The organism is Streptomyces sp. NPDC048600 (assembly GCF_055587025.1).
Window position 1 is genome coordinate 496495 of record NZ_JBVJGZ010000001.1, and the last position, 10651, is coordinate 507145.

Below are 10651 nucleotides of genomic sequence, written 5' to 3' on the forward strand. Positions count from 1 at the left end.
CCCTGGTGTCGCCGTCCCCCCGTGCGCCTCGACGGTCGGTCCGGCACCGCGGGCCGTCCGGGCGTCAGCGGAGGAGGGGCACGATGAACCATCACACGCGTCCGGAGGGTGACGTCCCGAGACGGCGCCGCACCATGGCGCTGGGCGCGGCGCTGAGCAGCTGCGCGCTCGTCGCCGGTGTCAGCGCCTCGGCTCCCGCCTCGGCCGGGGAGAGGCCTTCCCCGCGTCCCGTGGACTACGTGGCGCTGGGCGACTCGTACACGTCCGGCCCGCTGATTCCGCGGCAGGTCGACGCCAACTGCGCGCGCTCGGACCACAATTACCCCTCGCTCGTGGCGGCCCGGTACAAGGTCGCCTCGTTCACGGACGTCAGCTGCAGCGGCGCCAAGACCGACGAGATGTGGAAGGCCCAGGGGACCAACGGACCCCAGCTGGACGCCCTGAAGCGGACCACCGACGTGGTGACCCTCCAGATCGGCGGCAACGACATAGGGTTCGGCCCCATCATCGGCACCTGCGCCGCGCTCAGCTCCAAGGACCTCACGGGCGACCCGTGCCGGCAGTACTACACGTCCTCCGGGATCGACCGCCTCGCGCTGAACATCCTCGAGACGGCCCCGAAGGTCGCCCGTGTGCTGCGCGCGGTGCACGAGCGGTCACCGCACGCACGCGTGATCGTCGTCGGGTATCCCGCTCTGCTGCCCGACAACGGCAGCGGCTGCTACCCCTCGGTGCCCTTCGCCGCGAAGGACTTCCCCTACCTCCGGGACACGGGCAGGCGTCTGAACCAGATGCTCCGCCTGGTGGCCTGGCTGAACCGGGCCGAGTTCGTCGACACCTACGGTCCGTCCGTCGGGCACGACATGTGCAAGGTGCCCGCCGACCGTTGGGTCGAGCCTCTCCAGCCCGCCGCGCCCGCCGCCCCCGCGCACCCCAACGCCAAGGGCATGGAGGCCTCGGCGAGCGCGGTCCTCGAGGGCCTGGCCAGGCGGTCCGGACGCCACTGACCTGCCCGTTCCCCGCCCTGCCCGGGCAAGGATTCCGGCGGGCGGGGAACACAGGTGGCGGCCCGTACGTTCTCCCTGAGAGGCAGCCGGTTCCTCGCGCCCCGTTCCAGATCCGGCCGCCGGTCGGGAGTCCCATGATCAGCACGCGCGCTTCGTTCGCAGCCTTGGCCACCGGTCTGCTCGGCCTCGTCGTGGGATGTGCGGCGAGGGATTCGGGCACCGCCGCCCCCACGCCGCACGCGGAACCGGCTCACACGTCACCGGCGTCGGCGCCGCCCCCTGACGGGATTCCGCGGCACAGCGCGCAGGCCACCCCGTCCTTCCCCTCCCCCGCTCCGAGGCCCGCGGTCGACCCGCGCACCACACCGGCATCCCTGACCATCCCCGACATCGGCGTGCGTGACCTGAAGGTCGTGCCGTACGAGGGGACGACCGACGACTGGCCCGGAACACGGATCCAGGACCTCGGTGTGGCCGCGAGTCCCCACGGGGAGCGAGGCGGTGTCGGCCCCGGCGAGAAGGGCAACTACCTCGTGACCGCCCACCGGCTGAGCGCGGGCGGACCTCTGCGCGACCTGCCCGATCTGGACAAGGGCGACACCGTGCGCATCCGCCTCGGCGACACGGTCTACACCTACCGGATCACGGAATCGCGGTGGACGTCGTTCCGGTCCGAGCGCTCGCTCGAGGAGCAGCGGGCCGCGGTGCCCGGCAAGCCCGGGGAGACCCCCACCCAGGCCATGATCACGATCTCGACCTGCGCCACCCCCGAGGACAACGCGGCGGGGAACCACTGGCGGGACGACCGGAACAATCCCGAGCACCGCATCGACAAGGTGGGAACGCTCGTCTCGGAAGAGAAGGCCGACGGGGCTTCCGCGGAGGGCCGGGCGTAAGGGGTCCTCGGCGGCGGGCCTGATCAGAACCCTACGTCCAGCAGCTGGGAGCACAGAGTGCGGTGCGCCCATCGCTCCCACTTCGCCGGTGTCCACGCACGGTCGCGGGTGAGGACGAGGAAGAGTTCCGGGCTCAGGACGGCGTAGATGATGTCCGCCGCCTCGTCGGCGGGGACGGAGGAGCGGAAGCCCGACTTCTTCGACAGGGATTCCGCCACCGTGGACATCACGGTGTACCTCGGGTCCGTCCCGTCCCCCCACAGTTCCCGGATCTCCGGATCGGTCGCCGCCGCGGCGTGGACCATCTCGTTGACGGCCGCTACGCGCTCGAGTGTGCGGCGGGTGTCGCCGAGCAGGCCGGTCAGTGCGGATTCGGCCGTCGGCGCGGCCAGTACCGCCGTGAACCAGGGTCGGTCCATGGTCGCCACGGGTTCGTCGTCGCCCGCGATCGCGACGTCGACGAGCTCTTTCAGCAGGGTGGTCTTGTTCCGGAAGACGAAGTAGATCGTCTGCACCGCGACGCCTGCCCGGTCGGCGATCTCCTGCAGTTTGGTCGCCCCGTACCCCTGCTCCACGAAGAGCGCGCCGGCCGCGTCGATGATCCGCCGCCGTGTCTCCTGAGCCTTTTTGCCTTGGCTGCCCTTGCCCTCACGCATGCCTGGAGTCTATATCTAGAGATGAACTCTAGAGACCAACTCTAAGTGGTGAACTCCAAACGGGAGGACGGGTCATGCGCACCATCGCCAACCGTCAGCAGGCGCAGGCGTGGAACGACTGGGAAGGCATCCACTGGGCCGAGCACCCCGAGCGCTACAACGCGATGATGAACGCCTTCGACCCGGCCCTGTTCGCCGCGGCCGACATCCAGGCCCGCGACCGGGTCCTGGACGTCGGCTGCGGCACCGGCCGGACGACGTGTCTCGCGGGGCAGCGGGCGCACGAAGGACACGCGCTGGGAATCGACCTGTCCGCGCCGATGCTGGAGCGCGCACGCCGCGATGCCGCGGCGGCAGGCCTCGGCAACGTCACCTTCGAGCAGGGCGACGCGCAGGTGCACCCCTTCCACGGCCGCGAGTTCGACGTCCTCCTCAGCCGTGGCGGTGTCATGTTCTTCGCCGACCATGTCGCGGCCTTCACTCACCTCCGGCAGGCTCTGGCGCCGACCGGCCGCCTCGCCTTCCTCGGCCCGCAGCCCGGGGGCCCGGACAGCGCCTACAGCCGGGCGACCGCGGCACTGTCACCGTTCCTGCGCGAGGCGTCACCCGCCTCCAGGGGGATGGGGTCACTCCTGGACCCCGCGCGCATCCGCGACGTGCTCGCCGCGAGCGGGTTCACCGACACCGAGGTGACTTCGTGCGAGGCACCCATGAACTTCGGGGCCGACGCGGACGACGCCGCCGGCTTCCTCCTCGCCATGGGCCCGACCCGCTACAACCTGCGCGATGTCGACGCGGCGACCGTCGCCCGTGTCCGCGCCGAAGTAGGCGACGCGCTGGTGGAGTTCGAGACGGAGGACGGTGTCTGCGTCCCGGGCGCGGTCTGGATCGTCACGGCGAGGCCGGGGCGCGCCACTTCGAGCGAATGACGCATCTTCCACGGCAGGCACCGAGCGGCGAACGGGGTGCGGGAGGCGGGCATCAGGACCGACGAGTCGCTCCGGGCCCTGGGCGCTCCACATCATGGCCAGACCCGCCACGTCGTACAGGGACGCCAGGTCGTGGTCCGCGCCGAGGCAGGTGACGGTGCCGAGCTCGTCGAGTGTCGGCCTGTGTGCGTCGCAGTCCGCCCACGGCCCGCTGCGCAGGATCACCGCCTCGCCGGTGCCGATTCCTACTCGTGCCGCCGTCCCCGCTTCAGGCGACGCTGACGACCGTCGCCCGCCGCAACGCCTGGCGGCTCCGGCTGGACATCGGTTGTCTGGAGGGGGAGTTGGCGTCGCGGCCCGAGCTGTGAGGGGGCGGCATCACTTCGTCAGCAGCGCCGTCCCCAACTGGCGGCGTCGCAGTTTCTCCAGTACGTCCTGCTGCCGCCGGGCACGTGCGACGAGGTGGTCGAGCAGGTCGGGGTCGAGTCGCTTCTCGTGGCCGGCGAGGTCACGCAGCGTCTGCCACAGAGCCGTCTTGCCCTCGACGCCCACCCGCAGGGCCTCCAGTTCGAGCAGCGGACTCAGCGGGGAACGCCGTACGAGGCGGCCGTTGCTCTTCAGCCGTCCCAGCCGCTCGGCGACGCGGCCCGCGTAGACCTTGTAGGAGCGCGCCGGGACGTCGAGGCGGTCCATGAGGGCGACCAGTGTGGCCCGGTCCTCGGCGATCTCGGTGGCGATCGGCTCCAGCGCCGCGGCGAGTTCGGTGCCGCCGTACGACCGCGTCATATGGCGTGCGCGCTCGGTGCCACCGGTGGCGCCCGCGAGGTGATCGTTGAGGTAGACAGCCAGGAGCGAGGTGCTGACGTGACGGGCCGGCGCCTGGTGGCGTGTCGGAACGTTCATGGCGTCTTCCTCCGCTCTGCGGGTCCGGTGGTGCGTCGGTCCGGCGCCCCGCTGTACGCCGGAGCGGGCTCGCCGACGGCCTCCATGGCCACTCCGCCCTCAGCGCGCGCCGGTGCCGTGCTGGACGGGTCCCATGCACGAGGCGCATGAAACACCACATAAGGGATCGGTCTCGGTGCGCGTGTGACCGCGCGGGACGGGAACCCGGCGACCATGAACGCTGCGCAGGAACCGCCCCGGGGGCCGCACTGGATCGAGGCCGCACCGGGCGGTGAGCCCGCCGCCCCGGAGGCCACCGTCGACATCGGGGTGGCGGGCCTCGGCACAGTATGGGAGCTGGCCCGGCGCGGGCATCAGGCCGCCGCACTGGAGGCGGGCCGGATCTGGGAGTGCCCGTGCCACGGCTCCCGCATCACCCCGGACGACCACGGCCTCCAGGACCCCGAGGTCCGCCCGCTGGAAGAGCGAGAGGACTGAGTGCCATGGAACGGGCCGCCGTGTTCGACGTGGACGGAACCCTCGTCGACACCAACCATCTACACGTGGTCACCTGGTGGGAGGCGTTCCGCCGGGCGGGGCACCCGGTGACCGCGCATGCGATCCACCGGGCGATCGGGCTCGCCTCCGAGGACCTCGTCGCCCGGCTGCTCACCGGCGACGGCGAGCCGGCCCCGGACCCCGGCGACACGGAAGCCCTCAGTGCCGCCCACAAGGCGCTGTACGCCCAGTACTTCGAGCGGCTCACCGCACTGCCGGACGCGGGACGCCTGCTGCGCCGACTGGCCGACGACGGCTGGACGGTCGCGCTGGCCACCTCGGCCGGGGACGACGAACTGTCCGCGCTGCGTCGCGCGATCGACGCGGACGACGCCATCACGGCGACGGCGAGCGCCGACGACGTCTCCGAGGGCAAGCCGGCGCCCGAACCCGTCGAACGGGCACTGGAGTTGGCCGGCGTACCGGCGGAACGGGCCGTGTTCGTCGGTGACACCGTGTGGGACATGCCGGCGGGCACCCGGGCCGGCGTCCGGTGTGTGGCGCTGCTGTGCGGTGGCATCGCCCGCGCGGACCTGGAAGAGGCAGGCGCCGACGCCGTGTTCGACGACCCGGCCGACCTGCTCGCCGCACTGGCACGCAGCCCCCTGGCCTGACGCCGTCCCCTGCCTGGCGCGACGGCCGTAACGCGCCGGACGCGGGCGCCCCGGACTCCTCCCCCTGGCCCGGCGCGCCCAGCGCGCGGGCGCACCGGCACGCAGAACGCCTCCGAGAACAGCCGAGCCCCTGTGCCGCAGGACACACCCGCCTATGTTTACAGTGATTACATCCCTGCCTTACCGTAGACACCGATGTAGACACCGCACACATCGTAAGCGGTTCCAGATCGAGAGGGAAACTCGGATGACCAGCGAGCTGTTCTCGCCGTTGGCCCTGCGCTCCGGGCAGGTGCTGCGCAACCGGATCGCCAAGGCGGCCATGGAGGAGAACATGGCCGCCGACGGCCAACTCCCGGGCCAGGAGCTCTTCGGGCTGTACCGGCGCTGGGCCACCGGCGGCACCGGACTGCTGATCACGGGCAACGTCATGGTCCACGCCGAGGCGCTGACCGGCCCCGCAGGCGTCGTGCTCGACGAGAACGCGCCGCTGAAGCCGTTCACCGAGTGGGCCGAGGCCGGCAAGGCCGGCGGCGGGGCGATCTGGATGCAGATCAACCACCCCGGCCGGCAGATCGGGTCCGACATGCCCGGCGTCGTGTGGGGCCCCTCCGATGTCGGCGTCGACCTCGGCAGGCACAGCAGCCGCTTCGGCCGCCCGGTCGCCATGACCCCCGAGCAGATCTCCGCCACCGTGACCCGGTACGCGGTCACCGCCCAGCGTGCGCAGGAGGCGGGCTTCGACGGGGTGGAGATCCACGCCGCGCACGGCTATCTGCTGTCGCAGTTCCTGTCGCCCCTGGTCAACAAGCGCACCGACGCCTGGGGCGGCTCGCTGGAGAACCGGGCCCGGATGCTGCTGGACGTCGTCCGGGCCGTCCGCGCCGCCGTCTCCCCGTCCTTCGCCGTCGCGGTCAAGCTCAACTCCGCCGACTTCCAGCGCGGCGGCTTCGACGCCGACGACGCGCGGCAGGTCATCGGAATGCTCGAACCGCTCGGCGTCGACCTGGTCGAACTCTCCGGCGGCAGTTACGAGAGCCCGGCGATGACCGGCCGCCGCACCGACTCGCGCACCCAGGCCCGCGAGGCGTACTTCCTGGACCTGGCGAAGGACCTGGTCAGGACCAGCCCGCTGCCGCTGATGCTGACCGGCGGTATCACCCGTCGCGAGACCGCGGAGCGGGTCCTCGACAGCGACGTGGCGATCATCGGCATGGGAACCGCCCTGGCCGTCACCCCCGACCTGCCCGACCGCTGGCGCAAGGGGCGCGGGGCCGAGGGGCGGATGAGGCCCGTAACCTGGTCGGACAAGGCCCTCGCGTCAGCCGCGAGCATGGCCCAGGTCCGCCACCAGCTGCGCCGCATCGCCCGCGGCGGCAGGACCAGGCCGGGCACCCACCCGGCCGTCGCCCTGCTCGCCGAGCGGCGCAGGCAGCGCAAGGCCCTGCGCCGCTACCGTGCCTGGCTGCCCGCCCGGGACACCGTGTAGTCACACGACCCGGCATCATCCGGGCGCACGCGAGTGTGCGCACTCGTACGGCTGCTCAGCCGTCCTCGAGTGCCGTCCTGAGGAAGTCGACGGCGAGCTTGCGGGCGACGTTGGCGGCGCGGGTGTCGCGCAGGCTGTCCAGGAGCAGGAAGTCGTGGACCATGCCGGCCACCCGGACGGAGGTGACGTCCACGCCCGCCTCGCGCAGCTTGTTGGCGTACTGCTCGCCCTCGTCGCGCAGGACGTCGGCCTCGTCGGTGATGACCAGGGTCGTGGGCAGGCCCTTCAGCTGGTCGAGGCTCGCCCGGAGCGGGGAGGCGTGGTGCTCGGCCCGCTGGGCGGGGTCGGTGGTGTAGGCGTCCCAGAACCACTTCATTCCGTCGAGGGTGAGGTAGTAGCCCTCGGCGAACTGGAGATAGGACGGGGTGCCGAAGTCGGCGTTGGTGACGGGGTAGAGCAGGCACTGGGCCTTGAGGTCGATCCCGCCGCGCTCCTTGTTCATCAGCGCGAACACCGCCGACATGCAGCCGCCGACCGACTCGCCCGTGACGGCGATGCGCGAGGTGTCCATGCCGTGCTCGGCGCCGTGCCGCAGGACCCACTGGCCCACCGCGTAGTTCTGCTCGACCTGGGTCGGGTACTTCGCCTCCGGGGCCCGGTCGTAGACGGGGAAGACACCCACGGCGCCCGCGCCGACGGCGAGTTCACGGAAGAGGCGGTCGTGGGTCTTGTCGTCGCCGAACACCCAGCCGGCGCCGTGGATGTAGAACACCACGGGCAGCGGACCCGTCGATCCCTTGGGCCGGATGATGCGGGTCCTGACCGTGCCCCACTCGCCGGCGTCCACGTCGACCCACTCCTCGTCGACGTCCGGGCGGGGCACGCTGGGGTCGACCTGGAGGCTGAGCAGGATGTCCCGGCCCTTCTCCGGTGGAACCTCGTAGATGCGGGGGTGCGGGTCGGTCGCCTCGCACAACTCCTTCGCGGCAGGCTCGAGGTAGGGAGTGATGGGCGGAGGAAGCTCGGTCATGTCGACTCCGTGTCACGAGTACGTGCGTACCTGTTTCCGCGACCGCGACCGGCCGCGACTGATGACCCCCTGGCCCCAGGGCGGGAAATGCCCGGTTCCCATCGTTCGCGCCCTGTATGCAACGCGCAACTTGGCACAGCACGGCCCCGTGGGGCGGCCGGTCGGCCCGCTGCCGGCCTTCGACCGAAGCGCACGTACGAAGGCGCCATCGGCGGTCCACCCGGCGCCAATCGGCTTGCTCTGCCGCCCTGTTGGCAACGAGCACCTTGCCCTTGCGTGCCACCCGGGTCACACCTGTGACGACGGGACGTAAGGGATCTGCACGAACCCGAACTGCGGGTCGCCCGGAATCGCCCCTTCTGCCGATGATGGTTCGAGGCGATCCCCCTGCCAGCCCGCTCTGCCGACCGCACGGAGCGCCCGCGGTCGGCACCGCAGCCGCCGCCCCCGAAAGGAGAAGCGAAGATGACCAAGGCCCTCTTCGTGGTGTCCGCAGCTGATCGCTGGACGCTGAAGAACGGAGATGTGCACCCCTCGGGCTTCTGGGGTGAGGAACTGGCCGTGCCGCACAAGATCTTCACCGAGGCGGGGTGGGAGATCACGATCGCGACCCCGGGCGGCACACCGCCGACGCTGGACCGGTTCAGCATGTCCCGCACCGCGGGCCGGCCCTCCAAGCTGCGCGAGGTCGCCCGCTACCTGGATTCCATCCAGGGCGAGCTGAACAGCCCCGAGTCGCTGGAGAAGATCGACGCTGACGAGTTCGACGTCGTGTTCTACCCCGGTGGCCACGGCCCCATGGAGGACCTGGCCGTCGACCCGGTCTCGGGCGCGCTGCTCACCCGGGTGCTTCGGTCCGGCAAGCCGCTGGCGCTGCTGTGCCACGCACCCGCGGCGGCGTTCGCGGCGAAGAACGAGGACGGGTCCTGGCCGTTCGACGGTTACCGCATGACGGCCCTGTCCGATGTAGAGGAGAGGTTCACCAGCCACGGCCGCAAGGCCATCTGGCTGCTGGAGGACCGACTGCGCAACAGCGGCGCGGACTACGTCAAGGCCCGACTGCCCCTTCGCCCCTTCGTCGTGGTCGACCGCAACCTCTACACGGGCCAGAACCCCCCGTCCTCCGAGTCCCTCGCCCGCCGCCTGGTGGAGGATCTGGCCAGGACGGCGGGCTGAGGCCGCGCCCCACCGGCCCGGCGTATCACCGCCGGGCGCCTGCCCAGAACGCACGGATCCAGCCCACTCCTTGAGCTCGTACCCCGCGCTCGGCGGTGAAGCCACGCGGTGGCACGAGCGGGGCGCTTGACCCTCACGCGGCGTGATGCCGCATGGTCGGTGTCATGGAGGAGCAACTGACCGTGGGACGCGTGGCCGGGCTCGCCGGTGTGAGCGTGCGTACGTTGCATCACTACGACGAGATCGGCCTGGTGCGGCCGTCCGCGCGGACCTCGGCCGGTTACCGGGCCTACTCGGCGGGCGACGTGGAGCGGCTGCGGGAGGTGCTCGCCTATCGGCGGCTGGGCTTCGGACTGCGCGAGATCGCGGATCTCGTCGACGATCCGGCCACGGACGCGGTCGCGCGCCTGCACCGGCTGCGCGTTCTGCTGCTGGACCAGCGTGACCGCGCTGCCGCCATGGTGACGGCCATAGACCGGGAACTGGAGGCACGGGCGATGGGGATCAGGACGACGCCGGAGGACCAACTGAAGGTGTTCGGAGCGCAGTTGTACGAAGTGATCGGGTCCGACTACGGGGCGACGCGACGCACCGAGCCGCGGATCGCCGCGAAGGTCTGGGACGCGCTCGGTGACGCACGGACAGTGCTGAACGTGGGCGCCGGCACCGGCTCCTACGAACCCCCGGACCGCGAGGTGACCGCGGTGGAACCGTCGGCGGTCATGCGGGCGCAGCGTCCGGCGGGCGCGGCGAGGTGTGTGGCCGCCGCGGCGGAGAGCCTGCCGTTCGAGGATCAGTCCTTCGACGCCGCGATGGCCTTCAGCACCGTTCATCACTGGCAGGATCCGGTCGCGGGGCTGCGTGAGATGCGGCGAGTGGCCCGGCGTGTGGTGGTGTTCACGCACGACGCCAGTGACGCCGGCTGGCTTCACCGGTTCTGGCTCACCCGCGACTACCTGCCCGAGGCCGCCCGTCTGGTCGTCGGCCGGCCCTCGGTGGACCAGCTGGCCGACGCCATCGGGGCTCGCATGGAACCGGTGCTCATCCCGTGGGACTGCGCCGACGGCTTCTTCGAGGCTCACTGGCGTCGGCCCGAGGCGTACCTGGAGGAGCCGGTGCGCCGCGCGGTGTCGGTGTGGACCAGGGTCGGGCCGAAGTCCGAGCAGCGAGCGGTCGGCATGCTGCGCGACGACCTGGCCTCGGGCCGCTGGGCCGAGCGCAACCGCGACCTCGTCGCCCTCGACACGGCTGAGCTCGGCCTCCGCCTCCTCGTAGCCTGATACGGCGGGCCGAGAACGCCGCGCGAAGTCGACGGACGCGGTGCGGGGGGGGGGGGGGGGGGGGGGGGGGGGGGGGGGGGGGGGGGGGGGGGGGGGGGGGGGGGGGGGGGGGGGGGGGGGGGGGGGGGGGGGGG

11 protein-coding genes are annotated in these 10651 nt (G+C 71.8%); 8 read left to right on the top strand and 3 right to left on the bottom strand.

The annotated features are described in order from the left end of the window. Positions 1-83: 83 nt before the first annotated feature. Positions 84-1007, top strand: coding sequence for an SGNH/GDSL hydrolase family protein (locus ACZ6SQ_RS02125; RefSeq protein ID WP_469555715.1), 924 nt, complete (start codon positions 84-86; stop codon positions 1005-1007). 134 nt (positions 1008-1141) lie between these two features. After that, positions 1142-1903: a class E sortase gene (locus ACZ6SQ_RS02130; RefSeq protein ID WP_469555718.1), complete on the top strand. Its 762-nt coding sequence runs from the start codon at positions 1142-1144 to the stop codon at positions 1901-1903. Between the two features lie 23 nt (positions 1904-1926). On the opposite strand, the gene ACZ6SQ_RS02135 is transcribed toward ACZ6SQ_RS02130, so the two are convergent. Next, complete coding sequence (locus ACZ6SQ_RS02135; protein WP_469555720.1) at positions 1927-2559, bottom strand: TetR/AcrR family transcriptional regulator; 633 nt, start codon at positions 2557-2559, stop codon at positions 1927-1929. Between the two features lie 74 nt (positions 2560-2633). Here ACZ6SQ_RS02135 and ACZ6SQ_RS02140 point away from each other — a divergent pair, with 74 nt between their 5' ends. Further along, on the top strand, positions 2634-3488 hold the full coding sequence (locus ACZ6SQ_RS02140) for a class I SAM-dependent methyltransferase (RefSeq protein WP_469555721.1): 855 nt from the start codon (positions 2634-2636) through the stop codon (positions 3486-3488). 378 nt (positions 3489-3866) lie between these two features. Here the strand turns inward: ACZ6SQ_RS02140 and ACZ6SQ_RS02145 are convergent, their stop codons facing one another. Further along, complete coding sequence (locus tag ACZ6SQ_RS02145; RefSeq protein ID WP_469555723.1) at positions 3867-4391, bottom strand: hypothetical protein; 525 nt, start codon at positions 4389-4391, stop codon at positions 3867-3869. Between the two features lie 213 nt (positions 4392-4604). On the opposite strand from ACZ6SQ_RS02145, the gene ACZ6SQ_RS02150 reads away from it, so the two are divergent. The 3 genes from ACZ6SQ_RS02150 (at position 4605) to ACZ6SQ_RS02160 (ending at position 7031) form a co-directional block, all read left to right on the top strand. Next, positions 4605-4868, top strand: coding sequence for a Rieske (2Fe-2S) protein (locus ACZ6SQ_RS02150; RefSeq protein ID WP_469555726.1), 264 nt, complete (start codon positions 4605-4607; stop codon positions 4866-4868). A 5-nt stretch (positions 4869-4873) separates the two neighbouring features. Further along, positions 4874-5542 (top strand): HAD family hydrolase, encoded by a 669-nt coding sequence (locus ACZ6SQ_RS02155; RefSeq protein WP_469555728.1) that lies wholly within the window; start codon positions 4874-4876, stop codon positions 5540-5542. Between the two features lie 247 nt (positions 5543-5789). Next, positions 5790-7031 (top strand): NADH:flavin oxidoreductase/NADH oxidase family protein, encoded by a 1242-nt coding sequence (locus tag ACZ6SQ_RS02160; protein ID WP_469555730.1) that lies wholly within the window; start codon positions 5790-5792, stop codon positions 7029-7031. Between the two features lie 55 nt (positions 7032-7086). Here the strand turns inward: ACZ6SQ_RS02160 and ACZ6SQ_RS02165 are convergent, their stop codons facing one another. Beyond that, positions 7087-8061 carry an alpha/beta hydrolase gene (locus ACZ6SQ_RS02165; protein ID WP_469555734.1) on the bottom strand — a complete coding sequence of 325 codons (975 nt, stop codon included), beginning with the start codon at positions 8059-8061 and terminating at the stop codon, positions 7087-7089. Positions 8062-8526: 465 nt separating this feature from the next. Here ACZ6SQ_RS02165 and ACZ6SQ_RS02170 point away from each other — a divergent pair, with 465 nt between their 5' ends. Together ACZ6SQ_RS02170 and ACZ6SQ_RS02175 are read left to right on the top strand one after the other, a co-directional pair. Then, positions 8527-9237, top strand: a complete 711-nt coding sequence (locus tag ACZ6SQ_RS02170; RefSeq protein ID WP_469555735.1) for a type 1 glutamine amidotransferase domain-containing protein — start codon at positions 8527-8529, stop codon at positions 9235-9237. Between the two features lie 164 nt (positions 9238-9401). Then, entirely contained in the window at positions 9402-10517 is a 1116-nt protein-coding gene (locus tag ACZ6SQ_RS02175; RefSeq protein WP_469555738.1) for a MerR family transcriptional regulator, read from the top strand. The last annotated feature ends 134 nt before the right edge of the window (positions 10518-10651 follow it).

What these genes read in the sequence shown, in the direction of transcription:
- ACZ6SQ_RS02125 (WP_469555715.1), top strand. Translation starts at nt 84, where the DNA reads ATGAACCATCACACGCGTCCGGAGGGTGACGTCCCGAGACGGCGCCGC.
- ACZ6SQ_RS02130 (WP_469555718.1), top strand. Translation starts at nt 1,142, where the DNA reads ATGATCAGCACGCGCGCTTCGTTCGCAGCCTTGGCCACCGGTCTGCTC.
- ACZ6SQ_RS02135 (WP_469555720.1), bottom strand. Translation starts at nt 2,559, where the DNA reads ATGCGTGAGGGCAAGGGCAGCCAAGGCAAAAAGGCTCAGGAGACACGG.
- ACZ6SQ_RS02140 (WP_469555721.1), top strand. Translation starts at nt 2,634, where the DNA reads ATGCGCACCATCGCCAACCGTCAGCAGGCGCAGGCGTGGAACGACTGG.
- ACZ6SQ_RS02145 (WP_469555723.1), bottom strand. Translation starts at nt 4,391, where the DNA reads ATGAACGTTCCGACACGCCACCAGGCGCCGGCCCGTCACGTCAGCACC.
- ACZ6SQ_RS02150 (WP_469555726.1), top strand. Translation starts at nt 4,605, where the DNA reads ATGAACGCTGCGCAGGAACCGCCCCGGGGGCCGCACTGGATCGAGGCC.
- ACZ6SQ_RS02155 (WP_469555728.1), top strand. Translation starts at nt 4,874, where the DNA reads ATGGAACGGGCCGCCGTGTTCGACGTGGACGGAACCCTCGTCGACACC.
- ACZ6SQ_RS02160 (WP_469555730.1), top strand. Translation starts at nt 5,790, where the DNA reads ATGACCAGCGAGCTGTTCTCGCCGTTGGCCCTGCGCTCCGGGCAGGTG.
- ACZ6SQ_RS02165 (WP_469555734.1), bottom strand. Translation starts at nt 8,061, where the DNA reads ATGACCGAGCTTCCTCCGCCCATCACTCCCTACCTCGAGCCTGCCGCG.
- ACZ6SQ_RS02170 (WP_469555735.1), top strand. Translation starts at nt 8,527, where the DNA reads ATGACCAAGGCCCTCTTCGTGGTGTCCGCAGCTGATCGCTGGACGCTG.
- ACZ6SQ_RS02175 (WP_469555738.1), top strand. Translation starts at nt 9,402, where the DNA reads ATGGAGGAGCAACTGACCGTGGGACGCGTGGCCGGGCTCGCCGGTGTG.